The organism is Xanthobacter sp. NM-25, from assembly GCF_022138605.1.
Lineage (GTDB): Bacteria > Pseudomonadota > Alphaproteobacteria > Rhizobiales > Xanthobacteraceae > Xanthobacter.
Genome location: NZ_JACBFS010000008.1, coordinates 100,099 through 122,554, shown reverse-complemented (window position 1 = coordinate 122,554; position 22,456 = coordinate 100,099). Strand labels below are relative to the sequence as shown.

General features: G+C 67.2%; 20 protein-coding genes. 6 read left to right on the top strand and 14 right to left on the bottom strand.

What is annotated here, in order from left to right:
* Positions 1–39: 39 nt before the first annotated feature.
* The gene (locus MEU52_RS19805) at positions 40–813 is read left to right on the top strand and encodes a hypothetical protein (RefSeq protein ID WP_238122928.1); all 774 of its coding nucleotides are present in this window, start codon (positions 40–42) and stop codon (positions 811–813) included.
* A gap of 225 nt (positions 814–1,038) precedes the next feature.
* Here the strand turns inward: MEU52_RS19805 and MEU52_RS19800 are convergent, their stop codons facing one another.
* Genes MEU52_RS19800 through MEU52_RS19785 form a run of 4 tightly spaced genes read right to left on the bottom strand, consistent with a single transcriptional unit; the run spans position 1,039 to position 4,653 of the window.
* Positions 1,039–1,728, bottom strand: a complete 690-nt coding sequence (locus tag MEU52_RS19800) for an ABC-type transport auxiliary lipoprotein family protein (RefSeq protein ID WP_238122929.1) — start codon at positions 1,726–1,728, stop codon at positions 1,039–1,041.
* A gap of 8 nt (positions 1,729–1,736) precedes the next feature.
* Positions 1,737–2,660: an MlaD family protein gene (locus MEU52_RS19795; protein WP_238122930.1), complete on the bottom strand. Its 924-nt coding sequence runs from the start codon at positions 2,658–2,660 to the stop codon at positions 1,737–1,739.
* A gap of 45 nt (positions 2,661–2,705) precedes the next feature.
* Entirely contained in the window at positions 2,706–3,515 is an 810-nt protein-coding gene (locus MEU52_RS19790) for an ABC transporter ATP-binding protein (RefSeq protein WP_238122931.1), read from the bottom strand.
* 10 nt (positions 3,516–3,525) lie between these two features.
* Entirely contained in the window at positions 3,526–4,653 is a 1,128-nt protein-coding gene (locus MEU52_RS19785; protein ID WP_238122932.1) for an ABC transporter permease, read from the bottom strand.
* 346 nt (positions 4,654–4,999) lie between these two features.
* Here MEU52_RS19785 and dgcA point away from each other — a divergent pair, with 346 nt between their 5' ends.
* Positions 5,000–5,992 (top strand): N-acetyl-D-Glu racemase DgcA, encoded by a 993-nt coding sequence (gene dgcA, locus MEU52_RS19780; RefSeq protein ID WP_238122933.1) that lies wholly within the window; start codon positions 5,000–5,002, stop codon positions 5,990–5,992.
* On the opposite strand, the gene MEU52_RS19775 is transcribed toward dgcA, so the two are convergent.
* The 4 genes from MEU52_RS19775 to MEU52_RS19760 are packed head-to-tail and all read right to left on the bottom strand — an operon-like array spanning position 5,944 to position 10,056.
* A complete protein-coding gene (locus MEU52_RS19775) occupies positions 5,944–7,167 on the bottom strand; it encodes an MFS transporter (RefSeq protein ID WP_238122934.1) in 1,224 nt (407 codons plus the stop codon). The two genes, dgcA and MEU52_RS19775, sit on opposite strands and share 49 nt — an antisense overlap.
* A 32-nt stretch (positions 7,168–7,199) precedes the next feature.
* Positions 7,200–8,183 carry a threonine/serine dehydratase gene (locus MEU52_RS19770; protein ID WP_238122935.1) on the bottom strand — a complete coding sequence of 328 codons (984 nt, stop codon included), beginning with the start codon at positions 8,181–8,183 and terminating at the stop codon, positions 7,200–7,202.
* Entirely contained in the window at positions 8,180–9,247 is a 1,068-nt protein-coding gene (locus MEU52_RS19765; RefSeq protein WP_273546341.1) for a glycosyltransferase family 4 protein, read from the bottom strand. The genes MEU52_RS19770 and MEU52_RS19765 overlap by 4 nt, the downstream gene beginning before the upstream one ends.
* Positions 9,247–10,056: a UDP-2,3-diacylglucosamine diphosphatase gene (locus MEU52_RS19760; protein WP_238122936.1), complete on the bottom strand. Its 810-nt coding sequence runs from the start codon at positions 10,054–10,056 to the stop codon at positions 9,247–9,249. The genes MEU52_RS19765 and MEU52_RS19760 overlap by 1 nt, the downstream gene beginning before the upstream one ends.
* A 536-nt stretch (positions 10,057–10,592) precedes the next feature.
* On the opposite strand from MEU52_RS19760, the gene MEU52_RS19755 reads away from it, so the two are divergent.
* The gene (locus tag MEU52_RS19755) at positions 10,593–11,441 is read left to right on the top strand and encodes a fumarylacetoacetate hydrolase family protein (protein WP_238122937.1); all 849 of its coding nucleotides are present in this window, start codon (positions 10,593–10,595) and stop codon (positions 11,439–11,441) included.
* A 56-nt stretch (positions 11,442–11,497) separates the two neighbouring features.
* Here the strand turns inward: MEU52_RS19755 and MEU52_RS19750 are convergent, their stop codons facing one another.
* From MEU52_RS19750 to MEU52_RS19740, 3 genes are all read right to left on the bottom strand, one after another.
* Positions 11,498–12,619, bottom strand: coding sequence for a carboxylate-amine ligase (locus MEU52_RS19750; protein WP_238122938.1), 1,122 nt, complete (start codon positions 12,617–12,619; stop codon positions 11,498–11,500).
* A gap of 257 nt (positions 12,620–12,876) precedes the next feature.
* Entirely contained in the window at positions 12,877–13,608 is a 732-nt protein-coding gene (locus tag MEU52_RS19745; RefSeq protein WP_238122939.1) for a 16S rRNA (uracil(1498)-N(3))-methyltransferase, read from the bottom strand.
* Between the two features lie 461 nt (positions 13,609–14,069).
* On the bottom strand, positions 14,070–14,945 hold the full coding sequence (locus MEU52_RS19740; protein ID WP_238122940.1) for a polysaccharide deacetylase family protein: 876 nt from the start codon (positions 14,943–14,945) through the stop codon (positions 14,070–14,072).
* 582 nt (positions 14,946–15,527) lie between these two features.
* Here MEU52_RS19740 and MEU52_RS19735 point away from each other — a divergent pair.
* The gene (locus tag MEU52_RS19735; protein WP_238122941.1) at positions 15,528–16,421 is read left to right on the top strand and encodes a tRNA nucleotidyltransferase; all 894 of its coding nucleotides are present in this window, start codon (positions 15,528–15,530) and stop codon (positions 16,419–16,421) included.
* A 42-nt stretch (positions 16,422–16,463) separates the two neighbouring features.
* Here the strand turns inward: MEU52_RS19735 and MEU52_RS19730 are convergent, their stop codons facing one another.
* The 3 genes from MEU52_RS19730 to MEU52_RS19720 form a co-directional block, all read right to left on the bottom strand.
* Positions 16,464–17,759: a hypothetical protein gene (locus tag MEU52_RS19730; protein ID WP_238122942.1), complete on the bottom strand. Its 1,296-nt coding sequence runs from the start codon at positions 17,757–17,759 to the stop codon at positions 16,464–16,466.
* 48 nt (positions 17,760–17,807) lie between these two features.
* Entirely contained in the window at positions 17,808–18,599 is a 792-nt protein-coding gene (locus tag MEU52_RS19725) for an ATP-binding cassette domain-containing protein (protein WP_238122943.1), read from the bottom strand.
* A gap of 76 nt (positions 18,600–18,675) precedes the next feature.
* Entirely contained in the window at positions 18,676–19,509 is an 834-nt protein-coding gene (locus MEU52_RS19720; RefSeq protein ID WP_238122944.1) for an ABC transporter permease, read from the bottom strand.
* Positions 19,510–20,316: 807 nt separating this feature from the next.
* Between MEU52_RS19720 and MEU52_RS19715 the strand changes: the two genes are divergently transcribed.
* Positions 20,317–20,625 (top strand): DUF485 domain-containing protein, encoded by a 309-nt coding sequence (locus tag MEU52_RS19715; protein WP_238122945.1) that lies wholly within the window; start codon positions 20,317–20,319, stop codon positions 20,623–20,625.
* Positions 20,625–22,355: a cation acetate symporter gene (locus MEU52_RS19710; protein ID WP_238122946.1), complete on the top strand. Its 1,731-nt coding sequence runs from the start codon at positions 20,625–20,627 to the stop codon at positions 22,353–22,355. The genes MEU52_RS19715 and MEU52_RS19710 overlap by 1 nt, the downstream gene beginning before the upstream one ends.
* Positions 22,356–22,456 lie beyond the last annotated feature (101 nt).

Below are 22,456 nucleotides of genomic sequence, written 5' to 3'. Positions count from 1 at the left end.
ATCCGCATTCATCAGACCCAGTGGGGGAGCCTTCCGATCATGAAGACCTACATCTGCGCCGCTTATGCCGGCGGCCAGGGCAAGACCACGCTGGCCCAGATGGTGTTTTCGGCCCTGCGCAAGCGGGAACTCTCCTACCGGCTGGTGGCCGCGGACTTCACCGATGGCACCGGCCATTCCAAGATCGGCAAGTTCTTCCCCACCAAGGTTCTGGAACTGGGCATCGGCTCCACCCTCGCCTCGTCCAAGACCGAGAATGACGCCAACGCGCCGCTGCGCTACTGGGATCGCTTCGGCGGCCTGCTGCTCACCGGCGGCGCGGTGCTGGATCTCGGTGCCAACGTGGTCCCGCAGCTGGTGCAGTGGGCCCATCACCGGCGCGTCGCCCACATCATGCAGCAGCGCAATTCGCCGGAGATCGACCTGTTGGTGATCACCAAGCCGGAAACCCATTCCATCGACAATGTCTCGACCCTGATCGAGGACGTGGTGGTGGGCGGGGCCCTGCCGGTGAACAATATCGTCGTGGTGCAGAACGAGGTGGGCGGCACCTTCGAGGGTCAGGACCTTGCCCGCATCGAGAAGGCCGGGGCGGGCCGCCACCTCAGCTTCATCACCATCCCGCGCTGCACCTCGGAGCTCTGGCCTCACCTGGAGCGCACCTATACGCCGGTGGAAGAGGCCCTTTCCGCGACCGAGAACGATCTCTCGGAGAAGTTCGGGATCGAGATCTGGTCAGCCTATGCGGGCCTGATGGATCTGCGCACCTGGGCCGAGGGGGTCTATGCGGAGCTGAACAAAGTCGGCATCTGAGCCGGCCAGACCGCGCCAGTCGCACCCACAAGCCCAACCCCGTCCGCCCCGCGCGGGCGGGGTTTTTGTTGGCGGGGCAAAAGTGCCGAGATGCGAGTGCGGAGATGCGCGCGCATAGCGGATGCGGGCAAGCGGAAGGCCGGCTGTGGGCACCCACCCGGGCGGCCGGGCGCGGAAAGAGGCCGCACGGACAGCGCGGCGTCGTTCAAATCAGAACGTGTCAGATCAGAATTTGGCGGAAGCCCAGCGCACCAGGGCCGTCAGCACCTGGTTGGAGGCCTGATCCAGCGCCGCCGTGGCTGCCGCCCCGGAGGAGCCCGATGCCGGCGCCTGGCCGCGGAACACCTGGGCGGCGACGATACGCCCATCGGCATTGCCAATCACCTTGGCGGAAAGCTCCACCACCGCCACCGGCCCCTCGGGGGTCACCCTGAGGCCGAACATGCGAATGTCGGTGACGAGCTGATATTGCGCCACCACCCCGTCGCCGGGCCGCGCCACGCGCTTCAGCTTGCTGGCATTCTCGAAGGCCTGGATGATGCGGGCCTGCAACAGCGAGGGCAGGCTGTCGCCCCATTGGGCATCCCCCAGATACGCGAGCTGCCCCGGGGTCGGCTCCACGACGATCTTGTCGGTGTTGAGCACGGCCAGCGCGGTCGGCGTGGTCACCACCAGCTGGGCGCTGCCGCTGCCGCCTGCGGTGAAACCGCTCGGCGCGCTCAGGTCGAAGGTGGGCACCGGGGTCGAACACCCGGCCAGCAGCAGGCCGAACCCGAGAATGACGGCCCCCGCCAGGGCGCGCGAGGATCCAAGAGCGGCGCGGACCGCCCCTGCCCCGACGCTGCGACGCCCCCGGCCGGCTGGCCGCGCCACGCGGCCCGCATCAGCGAAGGGGGTACGGATGGGCTCCATCATGGGCATACTCATCGCCTATAGGTCGGCACGTTGGTGTTGCCGCCGAAGATGAATTGCTGCGGATTGCGCTCCAGGCTGCGCAGCACCCGCTCGATTTCGGAAAGGGTCCGCCGGCCATCCACCGCCAGCGCCTCGTACTGGCGCAGGCCGGGACCCGTGAAACGGCTGATCTCGGTGGTGAGCACGGCGGTGCGCTTGTCCAGATTGTCGGCGAGCTCGCGCACCGATGTGGCGGCCTGCGTCGCCTGGTTGAGCAGGCCGTCCTTGTCCTCGGCCGCCTTCTGCAGGCTGGCCACCACCGAATCCACCTTGCCGGCCACGGTATTGAGCTGGGTCACCAGCGCTTCCGACTGCTCGATCAGCGTTGCGACATCGCCGGAGCGGTCGGCGATGGCCTTGGAGAAGGTGTCCACGTTCTTGATGATGGAGGCGATCTCATCCGGATTGATGGCCTGCAGCACCACCTCGATCTTGCGCGCCACGCCCTGGGCCGAATTGACCAGGCCCGCCATGCCCATGCCGCCATCGGCCGGAATGCGCGGGTAGCCGTCGGGGCCGATGGGCAGTGGCGCGGCGCCGGGCTGGCCGCCGCGAATGCCCACGGCGACAATGCCGGTGATGCCCTGGGATTCCAGCCCGGCCCGCGCGTCGGACAGTACCGGGACGTTCTTGTCCACCCCCACCAGCACCTTCACCTGTCCGGGCTCGTTGGGCACCAGGTTGAGGCTCAGAACCTGGCCCACCGGGATGCCATTGAACAGCACCGAATTGCCCTGCCGCAGCCCCGAAACCGAGCCATCGAAGATGATCTCATAGGTTCTGCGGGCGCTGGAATCCTCGGGTCCGGCGAACCAGTAGACGAAGCCGAACACCGCCGCGATAACGGCGAGCGTGAATGCTCCGATCAAAGTGTAGTTGGCCCGTGTTTCCATGCCCTGCTCTCGGTTGCCCTGCCCGCTCCGCTCGCTCTGCCGCTCTCACCCGCGCCCGCGCTGCACCGCCCGTGCCCGCGCGCCATGGAAATAGGCGCGCAACCACGGATGCTGTGCCTGCATCATGGTTTCGATGGTGCCCTGCGCGATCACTTTCCCCTCTGCCAAGGCCGCGATGCGATCGCAGACCGTATGCAGGCTATCCAGATCGTGGGTTACCATGAAAACCGTGAGCCCCAAAGTCTGCTGCAGGGTGCGGATGAGCTCGTCGAATTCGCCCGCGCCGATGGGATCGAGGCCCGATGTGGGCTCGTCCAGAAACAGGATCTCCGGATCGAGGGCGAGGGAGCGCGCCAGCGCCGCGCGCTTCACCATGCCGCCGGAGAGTTCGGACGGCAGCTTCTCGGCCACGTCCGGCTTCAAGCCCACCATCTCGATCTTGGTGAAGGCGATGTCGTCCAGCAGCCGCTGCGACAGCTTCAGGTTCTCTCGCAGCGGGAACTGAATGTTCTGCTTCACCGTGAGCGAGGAAAACAGCGCCCCCTGCTGGAACAGCACGCCCCAGCGCCGTTCCAGCGCCGAACGCTCGCGCTCGCTGAGGTCGTCCAGATTCTCCCCGAACACCTCCACCAGCCCCTCGCGCTTGGGCACCAGGCCGAGGATGGTGCGGGTGAGCACCGATTTGCCGCCGCCGGAGGTGCCGACGAAACCGAGGATCTCGCCGCGATACACGTCGAGATCCAGATGGTTGAGAATGATCTTCTCGCCGAAGCCCACGACGATGTCGCGCACGCGGATGATGGCGTCCTTGCCATTGGCGGCGCCGGGCAGCGGGGTCTGGGATTGGGTCTCCATCTCCCCCGCCTCACATGTTGATGGCTGCGAAGAACATGGCGAACAGCCCGTCCATCACGATCACGAGGAAGATGGCCTTCACCACCGATGCGGTGGTGTGCTCACCCAGAGATTCCGCGCTGCCGCCCACCCGCATGCCTTCCAGGCAGGCCACCACGCCGATGGTCGCCGCCATGAACGGCGCCTTGATCATGCCCACGTTGAACTGGTCGAGATCGATGGCGCCCTTCAGCCGCTGCAGGAACACGTCCGGCGTGATGCCCCCATAGCCCCAGGAGACCAGCCCCGCCCCCAGCAACGCCGACATGGAGCCGATGAAGGTCAGCATGGGCAGCGAGATGATGAGCGCCAGCACCCGCGGCACCACCAGCACCTCGATGGGATCGAAGCCCATCACCCGCAAGGCGTCCATTTCCTCGCGCATGCGCATGGAGCCCAGCTCGGCGGTGTAGGCGCTGCCCGAGCGGCCGGCGATCATGATGGAGACGATCAGCACCCCCAGCTCACGCAGCACCAGCACGCCGACCATGTCCACCACATAGATGTCGGCACCGAAGCGGCGGAAATTGAAGATGCCCTGCTGCGCCAGGATGCAGCCGATGAGGAAGGTGATGAGCACGATGATGGGCACCGCGCGAAAACCCACCCGGTCGATCTGGTTCACCATGGCGGTGAAGCGGAACTTGCGCGGCCGCAGCAGCACCCGCCACATGGCGGCGATGGTGGCGCCGATGAAGTTCAGGAGCGCCAGCGCGTCCTTCCCCGAATCCACCACCGAATGCCCGAAATGCTCAACGATGGCCTCGCGGCGCCGCGGCGGCGGCCGCTCGCCGTGGTCGGCGCCGGCCAGTTCGTCGATCAGGATCTTGTAGCGCGGCGCCACCCCCTGCACCTGGGTCGCGACCCCCTGGTCGCTCCAGGACCGGCGCAGCCGGTCGAACAGCAGCGCGCCGAAGGTATCCATGCGCTCGACGCCGGCGAGGTCGAAATCCACCGCCGCCGGCTTGCCATAAGTGGCAACGGTCTCGTTGACCACCTGCTCGAGCTCGGCAGCGTGCTCGGAGGTCCACGCGCCCCGCCCCGCCACCGTCAGGCGATCATCCTGGGTATGCACGGAGATCAACGAGGTATGCGGCAACGCGACGTCTCCCGGAACCCTGCCTGTGCGCCGATGCGCCGAGATCAGTGGCGGCCGCCCCGAACGCCGCAGCAGCCCGAGTGCCGCAGCACCTCAAATGTCGCATCAGTGAGACGTGCCCTGCGCCGCTCGCCCCCCGGCGGATCCGCGCCACGCCTCCCCTGAACAATGCCGAATCTGATAACGATTCGAGACCTGAAAGCCACTATCTCCGGCCTCCTTACCACATCACCGGCGCCCACCGCTGCGGGCACCGCCTGTTCAAGAGGCGATTTTCGGAGATGTCGGCATTTGAGGCACACTTTGAGGCCCACTTTGAGGCCCAACTGGAACCACAGGCCCATCCATGTCGCCCGCCGCCCACCCGGCCCTTTCGGTCGAGATCGCCCGTTTCCCCATCGCCGGCACCTTCACCATCGCCCGCGGCTCCAAGACCGAGGCGGTGGTGGTGGAAGCCCGCCTGTCTGCCGATGGCCTGACCGGGCGCGGCGAGTGCGTGCCCTATGCTCGCTACGGCGAGACGGTCGAGGGGGTGGCGGAAACCCTGCGCGCCCTGGCCCCGGAGATCGCCGCCGGGCTGGACCGGCGGGCCCTGCAGCAGCGCCTGCCCGCGGGCGCCGCCCGCAACGCCCTCGACTGCGCCTTCTGGGATCTGGAGGCCAAGCGCAGCGGGCAGCGCGCTGCCAGCGCCGCCGGCCTCCCGCCGCTGCGGCCGCTGACCACCGCCTTCACCCTGAGCCTCGACACGCCCGCCGCCATGGCGGCGGCCGCCGCTATGGCCAACCGGCCCCTACTCAAGCTCAAGCTGGGCGCCCCGGGCGATCCGGAGCGGCTGGCGGCGGTGCGCGCCGCCGCCCCGCAGGCGCGGCTGATCGTCGACGCCAACGAGGGCTGGCGCGCCACCGACCTGCCCACCCTCATGGCCGCCTGCGCGTCCGTCGGGGTGGAGCTGGTGGAGCAACCCTTGCCGGCGGATGACGATGGCGCGTTGGCGCACATGCCCCATCAGGTTCCCATCTGCGCCGACGAGAGCGTGCACGATCGCCAGGGGCTCGCCGCGCTGCGTGATCGCTATGACGCCGTCAACATCAAGCTCGACAAGACCGGCGGCCTCACCGAGGCATTGGCACTGGCCGAGGCGGCGGAAGCCCTCGGCTTCCAACTCATGGTGGGCTGCATGCTGGCAAGCTCCCTCGCCATGGCTCCGGCGCTGCTGGTGGCCCAGCGCGCCGCCGTGGTGGACCTGGACGGGCCGCTGCTGCTGGCGCGCGACCGCACGCCCCACCTCACCTATCTGGGCGCCGAAGTGTTTCCCCCCGCGCCGGACCTCTGGGGATAAGCCGCCGGCGCCCCGCCACCAAGCGCCAGCGCCAGCACCGCCCCGGCAACCCCGAGCCCCGCCGAGGCGACGAAGGCCGAGGCGCCCAGCGCCACCCACAGCGGCCCAGAAGCCATGCTGGCGGCGGACATGACGAGATTCACCGTCCACGCCGCCAGGGATTGCCCCGCCCCCGAACGCTGCTCGCTGACGCCGCGGGCCACCAGTTCCACCATGCCGAGATAGGTGGCGCCAAAGGTGAGCCCATGCAGCAGTTGCAGCCCGAAGAGCAGCCACAGGGGCGGATCGAACGCCATGGCCCCGAAGCGCAGCAGCGCCGCCACGCCCCCCAGGGCGATCAGCCGATGCGGCCCCATGGCCCCCATGAGCCGGGTGCCGAAGCGAAAAACGCCGATCTCCGCCGCCACGCCGGTGGCCCACAACAGACCGATAGTGGTGAGCGACCAGCCCAGCGCGCGCCAATGCAGGGAGGCGAAGGCATAGAGCAGCGCGTGGCTCGCCTGCACCAGGGCCACGGCCAAAATTCCCGCCACGAGCCAGCGCGGCAGCCGCGCCGCGGGCCCCGCGCCGGCCGGGGCCGGCGTCGGCGCCGGCAGTTCCGGCAGCAGGAGGGTGACGAGGAAATAGCTCACCGCCCCGAGCACCATCCACACGACCACCGAGCCGGGGCCCGTCAGGGTGATCACCGCGCCGCCGGCCACATTGGCCGCCAGAAAGGCCGCCGAGCCCCACTGGCGCGCGCGCCCATAATCGGCCCGCCCAGCCAGCGCCTGGCGCGAGGCGTAGGAATCCAGCAGCGCGAAGCTCGGGTTCCAGCTCAGGGCGATCACCCCGCAAACCACGAAGATCAGCCACGGATCGACGCTGAAGGCCAGCAAGGTGAGGCTCACGCACGTCATGGCCGCGAGCGCGGTCAAGGTGGCGCGCGGCCGTCCCAGCCGGTCGGACAGCAGACCGAGCACGGGGGTGGCGAACAGGCGCGTCACCAAAGGCACGGCAATGGCGATGCCGATTTCCTGCGGCCCCAGGCCGCGATGCTGCAGCCACAGGGGCAGGTAGGGCACCTGGATGCCGAGCGGCAGATAGAAGGTGGCGAACGCCGCGCCCAGGGTGAGCTTCAACGCGCCGCCCGGCGGGGGATCCGCACAGCGTTGTCCCGCCGGAGCCTCAGACATGCATGCGCCCACCCGTCACCGCGCCCAGCGCGTCACGCCGCCAGACACCGCATGAAAGTGGCGACATCCACATTGCCCCCCGACAGCACGATGACCACCGTGCCGCTGGCCTTCAGCCGGCCTTCCAGCAGCGCCGCCAGCGCCACCGCGCCGCCCGGCTCCACCACCAGCTTCAATTCGCGGAAGGCGTAAGCGACGGCCCGTGCCACTTCCGTGTCATCGGCCGCCGCTGCTTCCCCCACCAGTTCGCGGGTGATGGGAAAGGTCACCGCTCCCGGCGTGGGCGCCAGCAGCGCATCGCAAAACGAGCCGGTGGCCTGCGCATTGCGCTCGCGCTGGCCGCTGCGAAACGAGGCGGCGTGATCCTCGAAGCCGGTGGGCTCGCAGGCGACGATGCGGGCGGTGGGCACGCGGGTGCGGACCGCCAGCGCCAGCCCCGCTACCAGGCCGCCGCCGGAGGTGTTGGCGGCGACGAGATCGGGGGTGAGCCCCAGTGCCGCCAGGTCTTCCAGAATCTCCAGCCCCACCGTGCCCTGCCCGGCGATCACATCCGGATCGTCATAGGGCGGCACCAGCACCGCACCGCGTTCCGCCGCGATGGCGGCGGCGATGGCGTCACGATCATCCCGGGTGCGGTCGTAATCCACCACCTCGGCCCCCAGGGCCAGGGTGCGCTCCCGCTTCAGGGCCGGGGCATCGCTGGGCATCACGATCACCGCCGGCATGCCCAGCAGCGCCGCCGCCGCAGCCACCCCCTGAGCATGATTGCCGGACGAGCAGGCCACGACGCCGGCGGCCCGCCGGTCCTCGGCAATCTGCGAGATTCGGTTATAGGCGCCGCGAAACTTGAAGGAGCCGGTCCGCTGCAGCGTTTCCGGCTTCAGGAACACGCGCGCACCGCAGTGATCGCTGAGCACCGGTGAGAACACCAGCGGTGTACGCACGGCCACCCCCTTGAGGCGCTGGGCGGCGGCATCCACGTCGGCGGCGATGGGAAGGATCGGCGAAGGATTCATGATCCGGAAGCTACCCGACGGCGCAGGCGAAGGCGATAGCGCCGCGCGATGGGGCCGATATCGTGTGCCACCAGCACGTTATCGAGGAATTGACGGGCGCTCTCCCGCCAGGTGTAGTGCTCGCCGAAGCGGCGGGCCGCGGCGGGGGACAGTTCCAGCGCCCTGAGGCAGGCGGTGCGCAGGTCCTCGTCCAGTACGCCCACCGGCTCGGTGGCGTCCGCCAGCACGTCGGAAGGGCCGGTAACAGGATACGCCGCAACCGGCAGGCCGCTGGCCAGCGCCTCCAGCAGCACGATGCCGAAGGTGTCCGTGCGGCTGGGGAAGCAGAACACGTCGCAGGCGGAATAGACCTGTGCCAGATCCTCGCCCTCCTTGGGGCCGAGGAAATGGACATCCGGATAGCGGGCCTGCAGGCTCTCCAGCGCCGGCCCGCCGCCCACCACCACCTTGGAGCCGGGCAGATCGAGATCGAGGAAGGCCTCGATATTCTTTTCCACCGCCACCCGCCCGACGAACAGGAAGGCCGGCCGGGGAATGTTCAAGGTCGCCTCGGGCCGCGGCCGAAACAGGTCGGCGTCCACCCCGCGCGACCAGCGCATCAGCCGCTTGAAGCCGCGCGCCGCCAGATCCCGCTCCAGCGAGGCGGTGGAGACCATGACGCCACCGGCGGCATTGTGGAACGAGCGCAGCCAGGCATAGGTCCAGCGCTCGGGCACCGGTGCGCGGGCCGAGAGATATTCCGGGAACTTGGTGTGGTAGGAGGTGGTGAAGGTGCGCCGGCTGGCGATGCACGCCCGCCGCACCAGCATGCCGATGGGCCCCTCGGTGGCGATATGCACGAAATCCGGCTGCATGGCCTCGATCCGCCGCATGATCATGCGCGGGGTGGCCAGCGCCAGGCGAATCTCGCTGTAGGACGGCATGGGTAGGGTGCGGAACTCCTGCGGCGACAGGAACTCCAGATGGGCGCCGAGATGCTCGGCCTCGCGGGCGGTGTACTCCAGCGAGCGCACCACGCCGTTGATCTGCGGATGCCAGGCATCCGTCGCAATGAGAACGCGCATCAGGCGGCCGCCTGGGCCCCTTCCACCAGGTCCGAATCCTTGCTCGGCAGGGTTTTCAGATTGCGGGTCCAGCAGATGATCTCCATGCGGCCGTCGTCGTGCTCGGCGATGGCTGTGCAGCTCTCCACCCAATCGCCGCAGTTCACATAGCGCACCCCGAACTGGTCGTGAATAACCGCGTGGTGGATGTGGCCGCAAATCACCCCATCCACCTCATTGCGCTTGGCCTCGTCGGCCACCGCCTCCTCGAACTTGCCGATGTAGTTGACGGCGTTCTTCACCTTCAGCTTGGCCCACTGGCTGAGCGACCAATAGGTGAGCCCCAGCTTGCGCCGCACGCGGTTGACGTAGGTGTTGGTGGTGAGCGCCGCCGAATAGGCCCAGTCGCCGAGGAAGGCCAGCCACCTGGCGTGGCGCACCACCACGTCGAACACGTCGCCATGAATCACCAGGTATCGCTTGCCGTCCGCCGCCTCGTGAATGGCGGTCTCCACCACCTCGATACCACCGAAATGGGTGCCGTAATAATCGCGCAGGAATTCGTCGTGATTGCCCGGCAGGTAGACGATGCGGGTGCCCTTGCGGCCCTTGCGCAGCAGCTTCTGCACCACGTCATTGTGCTTCTGCGGCCAGTACCAGGAGGAGCGCAGCCGCCAGCCGTCGACGATGTCGCCCACCAGATAGATCACATCCGCATCGTGATACTTGAGGAAATCGAGGAGAAGCTCGGCCTGGCACCCCTTGGTGCCGAGATGGACATCCGACAGGAAGAGAGCGCGATAGCGTCGCGCATCCGCAGTGTCGCTCACGCCATGACCTCCGCACGTTGAACCTGATCCACGCTGCACCTGATCATCGTTGCACTCGATCATCGTGCACCCCCACCAGCGGTGCCCACACGCCACGGCGTTGTCGTCGCGCTCCGCGCGCCGCCCCGAAGGAGACTGCGTGGGAGTTATCCGGAGTCCTGTTTCCCTTTTATGACGCACGCGCGAAAAACGGAAGCAGCCCCGGCTGACTTTTAGCCATGCCTTGTTTTAATGCAGTATTTCTTCCCGTCACTTGGAAGACGGCTAAGTGTCCACACACCAACATACCGGCACGCTGCGGCACTGATGCTATGATCTCAACCGATTATTACCATCCACCCCGCCACATCGCGCGCGCCGCGCGCCACCGCGCGACGAGGTCTAGACGGCGCCTCGCCATCACCCTCAATGCCCTAGAGGAAGGCGCCATCTACACTCGCGGCTCGGCCGCAGGCTCCGGCCATTGACCGCGGGCAGCACGCACGGCAGCGTGCAGCCCGCGCGCGACGCGCTGCGGAGCCAGAGGAGGCACGGGCATGAAATTGGTACGCTTCGGAGCACCGGGGGAGGAACGTCCCGGGCTGGTGGATGCCCAAGGCCTGATCCGCGACCTGTCGGCGGAAATCAAGGATTTCGACGGCGCCGCGCTGGCGCCCGCGGCCCTGGCGCGTGTCGCCGCCCTCGACCCCGCCGGCCTGCCGCTCGCCCCGGAGGGCGCGCGACTCGGCCCCTGCGTGCCGCGCCCCGGCAATTTCATCGCCATCGGCCTCAATTTCGCGGACCACGCCGCCGAGACCAACATGGCGATTCCCACCGAGCCGGTGGTGTTCAACAAGGCGCCCAACTGCATCTGCGGACCCCATGACGATGTCATGATCCCCAAGGGCGCCACCAAGCTCGACTGGGAAGTGGAGCTCGCCTTCGTCATCGGCACCCGGGCGCGCTATGTGGAGGAGAAGGACGCGCTGGCCCATATCGCCGGCTTCTGCCTGTGCAACGACGTCTCCGAGCGGGCGTTCCAGATGGAGCGGGCCGGGCAATGGACCAAGGGCAAGGGCTGCGAGACCTTCGGCCCCCTCGGCCCCTGGCTGGTGACCCCGGACGAGATGGGAGACCTCGACGCCCTGCCCATGTGGCTCGACGTCAACGGCACCCGCATGCAGGACGGCTCCACCCGGACCATGATCTTCCGGATCCCCTTCCTGGTGCACTATCTCAGCCAGTTCATGGTGCTCGACCCCGGTGATGTCATCACCACGGGCACGCCGCCCGGCGTCGGCCTGGGCCACAAGCCGCCGCTCTTCCTCAAGGCGGGCGATGTCATGCGGCTCGGCATCGACGGGCTCGGCGAGCAGCGCCAGACGGTGGTGCCCTTCCGGCCGTAACCGCCGCCCTCTGCCGCCATCGCCCCCGGGGCGCGATGGCGGTGCCGCGCGCCGGCTCACTGCACCGTGGTGTGCGCCAGCCAGCTCTTTACCGCACGCAGCGCCTCGCCCCGGTTGCCGGTGCGATGCTGGGCCTCCTGGAACACCGCCAGCTGCACATCGGCGCTGGTGCCGCCTTCGGCGATGGCGCGGGCGTGCAGCACCGGGTCGAGGCAACCCAGTTCCTCGGCATCGCTGGCCACCAGATTGACCAGCCCCTCCACGCAATCGCGCACCGAGACCGCCCGGCGCTGCGCCAGATCCACGAACGAGCCGTGCACCCCGTAGCGCTGGGCCCGCCACTTGTTCTCCCCGGCGATGGCGCGATCGACGCTGCTCACCTCGCGATTGTGCTGCGGGTTGCGCACCAGGAATCGCACCAGGGCCCGATACAGGGCCGCGATAGCGATGCTGTCGGCCACCCGGGTGCAGCTGTCCGGCGCGCGCAGCTCCAGGGTCGGCAGCTTGCGGGAGGGGCGCACGCTCCACCACACATAGCTCGAATCCTCGATGGCCCGCGCCTCCACCAAGGCCCCCACATAGCGCTCATAAGCGGCGTGGTCCTCGAACATCTCCGGCAGGCCGGTGCGCGGCAGCTCGTCATAGGCGGCGAGCCGGTAGCCCATCAGCCCCGTGTGCTTGGAGCCCCAGAAGGGCGAAGAGGTGGCGAGAGCGATGAAATGGGGGATGTAGGGCACCAGGCGCCGCATCACATCCACCCGCTGGTCCGGGTCCGGCAGTTCCACGTGCACGTGGAGGCCGCACACCATGTTGCGCTCGCCCAGCATCTTCAGGTCGTTCATCAGGCCGCCGTAGCGCTGGGCCCGGTTCGCCCGGGCACCCTCCCAGCTGGCGGTGGGGTGGGTGCCTGCCGCCATCACCGCCAGGCCATGGCGTTCCGCCACCCGGCCGGCGCTGTGGCGCAGCTCCTGCAGCTCATCCAGTGCGGCCTGCGCATCGGTGGCCGGCTGTGTCGCCACCTCGATCTGCGATTGCAGCATCTCACCCGTAACGGCCGCGCCCAGCTCCTCGCGCAGATGATCGTGGAAGCCGGTGGGCATCCGCCGCTGGATCGCCATGGACTCCCCATCGACGACGAAGAACTCCTCTTCGATTCCGAATCGGTAGCACTCCGACATTCCAGCCTCCAATACTTTTATGAAACACCCCAACGAACATCCCATCAGTAACGCAGGATGGCGTAACACTGGAGCAAAATCGGTCGAAAATGGGGCGATCGAAAAATAACATCAACAGTGATGCGCGCACAATATCTTACCGCAGCGCACGCAAAAAGCTGCAGAACAGCAAATTCTGTTACGACTTATTCAAAATAAATATTTTCGTGTAGAAAACAGTCAAAGACGCTGGTTTTCACCCAAAAGCGGCAAGGTGCTTATATGGCGCCGCGCGCCGCCTCCACCAAGGCGAGCGCCGCGACGGCCGCCGTGTCGGCCCGCAAAATCCGTGGCCCGAGCGAGAGGGTGACCGCCCGCGGCAGCAGGCGCGCCCGCTCCTCCGGCGCGAAGCCCCCTTCCGGGCCGATGAGCACGCTCACCGGGCCGGCGGGCGCGGCCCGCAGGGCGGCGATGGGATCGGACGTGACCGCCGCCTCATCGCAGAACACCAGCACCCGATCCGCCGGCAAGGTCTCAAGCCACGCCTCAAGGGATCGCGGCGCAGCCACCTCCGGCACGCTGAGGATGCCGCACTGCTCCGCCGCCTCAACGGCGTTCGCCGCCATTCGTTCCAGGTTCACCCGCGAGACCTGGGTGTAGCGCGTGATCACCGGAGAGAGCAGGCCCGCGCCCATCTCCACCGCCTTCTGCACCATGTAGTCCAGCCGTGCATGCTTCAGCGGCGCGAAGGCATATTCCACCGTGAGCGGCGCCGGCTGGGGCCGCAGCAGCCGCTCCACCTCCAGGCGCACCTCCTTCTTGCCCCCCGCGCTGCGCCGCGCCAGCCATTCCCCATCCCGGCCGTTGAACAGCAAAAGCGCACCGCCAACCGGCAGGCGGATGACGTTGCCCACGTAATGCGCCGGTTCCGGCGCCAGGGTGAGAGCGACACCTGCCGCCAGATCATCGGGCACATGAAGGCGCTGGGTGCGAAAATCATAATCGGGCATGAGGTGTCCTTTCCGCTCCCGCCCTGAGCACGCCCCACGGCGGATGGCAAGGCCCACCTGTCGGCGGCACCGGCAGCCGCTGAGGCACGCCCTGGGGGCAGAGGCACGTCCGGGGGAAAGAACACGGCGCCCGCGGCGACGCGGCACGCCGGCACATGCCAGGGCCGAAGCTGGAGGACATGGCGCACTGCGGGCGCCAGGGACCAAGCCCCGCCCCACAGTGCGCCATAGAGGGGCAGCTCGCCCCAGCCGTTCCCCTCTGCCGCCTGACCGGCCCCACCACAATACCATGATGAAGACGCGGTGCATCCCTCGAAATGGGGATGACCCGCCCCCCTGGACTGCGGCAGCGCAGACGCGCGCCCTGCCCGGCCAAGATGCGCACGCAGACAGGCCGCGCACACGCTGGCGACGTGTGCGCGGCCTGTCGGTCGAAACTGCAACCCGAAAGCGGATGAAGCTCAGTAGAGGCTGGTGCGGGTGACCGGCTGCGGGGCCGGCTTCGGCCGCGCGACTGCCGGCTTGGCGGTGGCCGGCTTGCCCGTCGCCGAGGCGGGTTTGGCGGCGGTGCCGGGCTTCTTCGGCTTCGGCGCCCCCGAGGCGAGCTGCGCCACCCGCTCCGGCATGGGCTTGTTCATGGCGATGAGCTGGGACACGGTGACGAAGTGATAGCCCTTGGCCTGCAGCGCATCCAGCACCCGGGGCACGGCCGCCACGGTGGTCGCGTGAATGTCGTGCATGAGGATGATGCCGCCCGGACGGGTCTGGGCCATCACCTTGTCATAGATAGCCTGGGCGTCCCGGTTCTTCCAATCCAGCGAGTCGGCGGACCAGTAGACCATGGCCAGGCCGAACTTGTTCTCGATGTGCCGGCGCAGCCCCTGCGACATGGCCCCATAAGGCGGACGCAGATAGACGGGCGCCGACCCGGTGGCCGCGCGGATGGCGTCGGAGGTCATCTGGATCTGGCGATCCGCCTCCGCCTCGCTCACCTTCGGAAGCTGCGGGTGGTTCCAGGAATGGTTGCCGATCTCGTGGCCCGCCGCCGCCATCTGACGCAGCAGCTCGGGATTCTCGCTGGCGCGCGTGCCGACCACGAAGAAGGTCGCCTTCACGCCCCGCGCCGCCAGAATTTTCATCAACTTCGGCGTGGTTTCCGGATTGGGGCCATCGTCGAACGTGATGGCGATATAGGGACCGTCCACATTGACCGAGGTGTAGGCCGGAAAGCGGAAGCCCCTGGTGGGGGCGATCGCCGGCGCCTGCATGGGCGCGCTGGCACTCTCCTCCGGCGCCTGTCCCGCCACCGCCGCCGCGGCAGCCGCGGCCGCAGTCACCGAAGACGCGCTCGTCGATGATCCCTGCGCGGACGACGCACTCGCCGGCGCCACCCGCGCCGGAGCTGCGGCGGCCTGGGCCACGACCCGCGGCGCGGCGGAGGTCGCGCGCGCTCCCAGGCCGTCCGCCGCCGGGGCGACGACAGGCGTGGAGGCGACAGCGGGGACCGAAGCCGACGATTGCATCTGACTATAGGCGAGGCCGACGCCCAGGATACCCGACGCAAGAAACGTCGACACGGCCCAAAAAGTTCTCACAGCGCCCGCTTTCCAAACTGATCGTGGGGACGATACGCCACTTTCAGACGCTCTCTATGGACAAATTATGAAGCGCACCCAATCTTCCCGCGCATGTGGCAGCCGGAACACGTTGGCAGTGCGGCACTTAACGACCGCAGAGCGGCGCCGGGCCTGCAGTTCGCAGGGGCCCCGCCCCGATCAAGCACAACCCACATGGGAGCCCTGCACAAAGCGCGCAGCCTGCGCCAGCGTGCCATGACGGGGAGACCCCACCCCTTTGGCCACCCTTCGCCTGCCCTGGCCGCCCTTGCGCCTCCCCCCACTCGGTGTTCCACTTCGGTCATGGAACATGATCGTCCGCTCCTCCCGCCCGATCTGGTGCAGGTGCATCCAGGTCTGGGCATTCTGCGTCTCGCGGCCCTCCTTGCGGAGGGCGGCGCCGCCGACGACGACACGCTCGATCTCATGTTCGAGCAGATGGAAATCGGCGCCTTCGACGGGCTCGCTCCTGCGGAGATGTGGCCCGAGCTGGCTCGGGGACTGATGGCGACGGAGCCCGGCACCATGATCCGTGCCCTCCACGACTGCGGCGTGCTGGAGATCATCCTGCCGGAGGTGGACACCTTGTTCGGCGTGCCGCAGATCTCCGATGATCCTGGCGAGGTGGATCTCGGCGAATTGCTCATCAACGCCTTGAACGAAGCCGCGCGCCGCGAGGCGCCACTGGCGGTGCGGGTGGCCCTGCTCACCATGAACGTGGGCAAATCCGACTCCCCGCGCGAGCACCTGCCCGCCCATTACCGCCACATGGAGCGCGGCGCGCCGCGTATCACGGCCATCTGCGCGCGCTTCACCCTGCCGGTGGAATGCCGCGAGCTGGCGCTTCTGGCGCTGCACGAATGCGAGCGGGTGCACCGCACCTCGCAGGTACGGGCCGGGCCGGTGGCGGCCATGCTGGCGCGCATCGGCGCATTCGAGCAGCCGGCGCGTTTCGAGGCGCTGATGAGCGTTTGTACCTGCGACTATTTCGGCCATGGCGGGCGCCAGGAGGCCGCGTACCCGAAAGCCGCCCTACTGCATCGCGCCTTGGCCGCCTGCGCCGGCGTCAGCCCCGACCTCGGCCGCGAGGCCCGCCAGGAGGCTCAGGCCCGCGCGATCGCCGCCGCTTTCCGCTCGGAACGCTGGAGCAGCACCGACGACGTGGCCTCCGACGACACGCCCCCCGACGACGCCTGACCCCGCGGGCGCCGCCAGACGGCACCCGCGACCTTCAAGGCCTTACACGCTGTGATCGCGGATGGAGGCGAGGATCAGCCGCGCGATGAGCCACGCGAGGAACGTCACCGCAGCGACACCGAGCAGGATGCGCAGCCGATGGGGCAGCGTGGACTCGATCGGCACCGTCGGTGAAACCACGTTCACCACATAGATTTTCTGGTGCTCCGACTGCAGCACGGCGGTCTGCACCATGGCGGCCGCGGAATTGTACTTCTGCTGCGCCAATTGCATGTTGATGTTCAAGAGCTTGAACTGGCTGATAAGGGGCGCCAGCGCATCGGTGCGGCCGGTCAGACGGTTCTGCTCGGTGCGGATCTGCGATTCCAGCGACGCCAGCATGTTGCGGATTTCCACCGCGCGCGGGGACTCGGGAGACGAATTGCTGGTGAGCGCTCCCAGTTCCGCCCGCTTCACCGCCACCTGCTCGCGCAGGGAGGAGATGATCTGGCCGAAGCTCGCGGCCTCCTCGCTCGGGTCGAGCATGCCGTTCTTGATCTGAAGATCGGTCAGCGCCAGCATCGCCATGCGCAGGCCGTCCTCCGCCTCCGTCAGCTGGATCTGCGCCAGCCGGATGGTGTCCGAGCGCGCGCGCTCGTTGAACTGGTTCACCATCTTTTCGCTGACGCGCGCCAGCTCCTTGGCCATGGCGAACGCCGTTTCCGGATCGTAGGCGTCCGTGGTCAGGGTGATCTGCCCTTCGATATCCGAATAGGACACCGAAATGTGCTGCAGATAGTTGCGGTAGCGCTCCTCATACTGCGCTTCCGGCGACAGCCTGTGGAACCAGTCGAGCTTGCCGGAGGTGAACCGCTTGCTGAGATCGAGGCTCTTCTCAAGCTCATCAAACGCTTCGCGCGAACGGATGAAGTTCACCACGGCGAAGGATTCGTCGATCGCGCGCTCGGCCACCGTCTGGCCCGAGCTGCTCAGCGCCGCCGCCATGCCCTGCATGGAGCCGCCGGCATTGGCGACATTGTTGGCCGGGTTGCGGATCGCCAGAACCGTATCCACCTGATAGCCATCGGGGGCGATCAGATAGAGGTAAGTCGCGGCCGTCAAAATCGGCAGAGCGAGAAACAGGCGATTGAAGAGCTTGATATTGCTCTGCCAGAACTCGCGGATCGCCAGCCGCTGACGCAGCGGCAGCTGCTCCTCGCGCTGCGCAGCGAAATCGTCCCCCGGGACCTTCAGCCAGCTGAAGATCGACTTGACGTTGCTCTCCTCATGCGGGACCTCGCGGTCGTGCGTGGGCAGCGGCGTCGCCTTGCGCGGGCGCAGATTCAAGGGGCTATTCAATCGAAACCTCTTTGCGCTCTAATACTCATTCTGGTCCGTCCGGGCCGATCAATCAAGCACCTTGGCGCGATCGCCTGTCTTGAAGGCTTGGATCGCGTCATGCTTGTTGGCGAAGGTCCGGAGCGTTCCTCCCTCGAGGAGGTGAATGTCGTCACACAGCTCTCGATAGGCGATGATATTCTTGGTGACGATAATGAGACTGTGCGTGGACTTCCTCTCCACGAACAGCTCCTTGAAATGATCACGAAAGTGCTTCGACCCTCCGGTCAGAAGATCATCGGCGATATAGCAGTCGAAATCCAAGGCGTAACATAGGCTTGCCGTGCCCCGGATGACCAGATCGGCGGGCACCTCCGACAGCGGTCGGTCGAGATCCTGACTGCGGATCTTTCCGATTTCCTTAACCGCCTCCAGCATGTCCGGTGCCCAGGCGCCATAGAGGCCGGACACGATGCGCACGTTCTTCCGGAGGGTCAGCTCCCGCCGGAAGATGTCGCGCGCGCCGGTGGGCCACGAGACGCTCATGCCGCGCACGATCCGTCCGGCATCGGCCCGCATGTTGCCGGTCAGCAACTGCACCAGGGTGGATTTGCCGCTGCCCGACGCGCCCAGCACGCCCACCACCCGGCCGCGCGGAAAGATGGCATTCATATCCTGCAGCACAGGAACGCGCTTGCCGCTCAGCCCCAGCGCCTTGGAAACACCGTGAAACTCGATGGACCCGTGGCCACGCAGAAGGTCGCGCGAACGCACCGGCAGCGGCACGACACCCGTGCCGGCGTCATCGTTGGCCGTCCGGCCGAGCCGGAAGTCACCGATTCCGAACCGCGGCAGCGGCATGCGCCGACCCGGCAGATTGCGCCAAAGCGACCTCAGCATCCTGTCTCCCACCCCACCTGTCGACCAACCTCGGGCGCTACACCATATTCTCCGTGAACGGGTCCGTCTCTTCCTGCGGCCGCTGGGTCTGCTCCTGCGCTTTGGCGCGCACCACCCGTTCCAGCATCAAGCCCAGCGCCAAGGTCACGAACACCACCGTCAACAGGAACTGCCAATCCCCAAGGGCCGTCCGGTAAGCCTCGAAATAGGCGTCACGCAGCAGCTCCATGAAATGGAACAGGGGGTTCGCCGCGAAGAACCACCGCCCCATGTAGGGCACTTCCGGCCACAGGAACATGATGCCACTCAGCCACATGGCCATGTGCAGGATGCCGCCCACCACCACCTTCAATGACGGCACATATAGATAGACAGCGCCCAGGCACAGGCCGAATCCGAATGCCCAGACCCCCATCAGCAGGCAGAGCACAAGCACCAGCTCCGGCCGCTCCAGGCCGGGTGAATGGCCGGTCAGATAAGCTGCCGCGAAGGCCGTGGCGCCGATGCAGGTATAAATGAAGATGTTAACCACAGCTTTCGCGAGCAGCACGTCCAGTGACGTGATCCTCGGATTGCTGCGGAACGTCGCCTTCGCTGACTGCAGGTTCGAAACCTGCGCCACCGTGGTGCGGAACAGCCAGAAGGTAATCAGCCCCGACAACAGGAACGGCGCCATCGGCATGCCGTGATGGGTCGGCGCCCCCGTCATCACGCGCAGCGCCAGCATGCCGCCGGCCATGAAGATCAAGCCGCCCAGTTCCTCGATCAGGCCCAGGGTGCGGCGTGACGAACGCAGGGCGAACGTGGCGCTCAGCACCGCCCCCAGGCTGCGCACCTGGTTCTTCGTGGCTGCGACGAGGATATTGTCCACCCGAAAAGGCTCCTGAACAGGCTTTGGCGCATCACCGGCCACAGCCGACGACGAAGGACCTCAGGCTAGAGCCATAGGGTTAACAGCGTCACCTCGCCCCAGCACATCCCCCCGCTCCTAGCGCAGGGGCCGGTCGAAAACATGACGCAAATGTGGCGCGGACAGATGGCGACGCCCGCGCCCTGCCCGGCATCTGCTGGACGATAGTATGAATAGCCTTCCGCGTGGTTGTCGCATAGGTTGATCTTCGGAAGTGATCGGAACCGTGAGAATCGTCACCGGTGGTGCCCGCGACAATGCTGTCGCAGCCACACGCAAGGCGGCCCGAGGTCCGGCAGTTCCAGGGTGTTCTCGTGGACGGCAGGGGAGGTGCCGAAGCGTGGACCAGGATTCACATGTCAATTGAACCCGTCCCTTCACCGGGAGCGTGTGCCTGCTAGCCCGCCTGCAACGCGGCTGGAAGCGGGGCGCGAGTCTCCCCTTGTGAGGTGAAGACGGACCCGCGGTTGCCCACCCCCGGTGCGATGGGTGCGGAACCGCGGTCGCGAGAGGCACGAACCTGCGTGCGGCATGGCCGGCGCGGGCGGGGGAAGTGTGTGTCTGCTGTGGTCGGTCTCGTGTGGACCTCGCGCGTCGCGTGTGGGGCGCGTGGACCTTGAGATGAGCCAGGGCCTTGAGATGACACGCGCGCCGCCGGGCGGGTCGGGGCATCCGAACGCCGCTGAACACGGCATCTCCGCGGCTCCGCGGAGCACGGGGAAAAGAATGGGCCCGCGAATGGGTCGCGAGAAGAGGAGGGACAGTCCAATGGACAATTCACTGGCCGACCGCATTGCGGCCAATCCAGACTATCAGCGCCTGAAATCCACCCGATCACGCTTCGGCTGGATTCTCACCATCGCCATGCTGATCGTTTATTATGGCTTTATCGTGCTGATCGCCTTCGACAAGCAGGTGCTCGCCGCCCGCATCGGCGCCGGGGTGATGACCTGGGGCATTCCGATCGGCTTCGGCGTCATCGTCTTCACCATCCTGATCACCGCTGTCTATGTCCGCCGCGCCAACGGCGAGTTCGACACGCTGTCCGAGAAGATCAAGGCGGAGGTGCTGAAGTGATGACCGCCCGCAACCTGCTGGCCCGCGCCAGCGCCACCATCACCCTCGCCCTGCTCTCCGCTCCGGCCTTCGCCGCCGGCGGCGATCTCGGCGCCACCGAAAAGCAGGCCACCAACTGGACCGCGATCATCATGTTCGCGGTGTTCGTGGTAGGCACCTTGTTCATCACCAAATGGGCGGCTGCCCGCACCAAGTCGGCGGCGGACTTCTACACCGCCGGCGGCGGCATCACCGGCTTCCAGAACGGTCTCGCCATCGCCGGCGACTATATGTCTGCAGCCTCCTTCCTCGGCATTTCCGCCGCGGTGATGACCAATGGTTATGACGGCCTGATCTATTCCATCGGCTTCCTGGTGGGCTGGCCCATCCTAACCTTCCTGATGGCGGAACGCCTGCGCAACCTCGGCAAGTTCACCTTCGCCGACGTGGCGGCCTTCCGCTTCGCCCAGACCCCGGTGCGCGTGTTCGCCGCCTCGGGCACCCTGGTGGTGGTGGCCTTCTACCTGATCGCCCAGATGGTGGGCGCCGGCCAGCTCATCAAGCTGCTGTTCGGCCTCGACTACTGGATCGCGGTGGTGATCGTCGGCATCCTGATGATGATCTATGTGCTGTTCGGCGGCATGACGGCCACCACCTGGGTGCAGATCATCAAGGCCTGCCTGCTGCTGGGCGGCGCCACCTTCATGGCGGTGATGGTGATGCTGGCCTATGGCTTCAGCCCTGAGAAGCTGTTCGCCGCCGCGGTGCAGGTGAAGACCCAGATCGCCGCCGCCAAGCCGGGCACCACGCCCGAGGCCGCAGCGGCCGCCGGCCAATCCATCATGGGCCCCGGCAACTTCATCAAGGATCCGATCTCGGCCATCTCCTTCGGCATGGCGCTGATGTTCGGCACCGCCGGCCTGCCGCATATCCTGATGCGCTTCTTCACCGTGCCGAGCGCCAAGGAAGCGCGTAAGTCGGTGATGTGGGCCACCGCCTGGATCGGCTATTTCTACCTGCTCACCTTCATCATCGGCTTCGGCGCCATCACCTTCGTGCTGACCAATCCCGAGTTCCTCACCGGTCCCGGCGGCGGTCTCATCGGCGGTGCCAACATGGCGGCGGTGCACCTGGCCCATGCGGTGGGTGGCAATGTGTTCCTCGGCTTCATCTCGGCGGTGGCGTTCGCGACCATCCTCGCGGTGGTGGCGGGTCTCACCCTGTCCGGCGCCTCGGCGGTGTCCCACGACCTCTATTCGACGGTGCTGAAGGGCGGCAAGGCCGACAGTAAGTCGGAGCTCAAGGTCTCCCGCGTCACCACGGTTTGCCTTGGCATCATCGCGGTGCTGCTGGGCATCGCCTTCGAGAAGCAGAACATCGCCTTCATGGTGTCCCTGGCCTTCGCGGTGGCGGCCTCGGCCAACTTCCCGGTGCTGTTCATGTCGGTGCTGTGGAAGGACTGCACCACCAAGGGCGCGGTGATCGGCGGGTTCCTGGGGCTCGCCTCCTCGGTGATCCTCACCATCCTGTCGCCTTCGGTGTGGGAAGCCACCCTCGGCAATCCGGCAGGCTCGGCGCCGTTCCCCTACACCTCGCCGGCCCTGTTCTCGATGATCCTCGGCTTTGCCGGCATCTGGCTGTTCTCGAAGATCGACAACAGCGCCCGTGCCCGCATCGACCGGGCCGGCTTCGAGGCACAGGAAGTGCGCTCGGAAACCGGCATCGGCGCGGCGGAAGCCTCGGCCCACTGAGGCGTCATGCCTGAGCCGGGTTCACCCTCGGCGGACGGATCGGGACTTCAGGGAGCCCCGATCCTCGCCGAGCCGTCCGACACCGGACGGCTCAGCTCCCG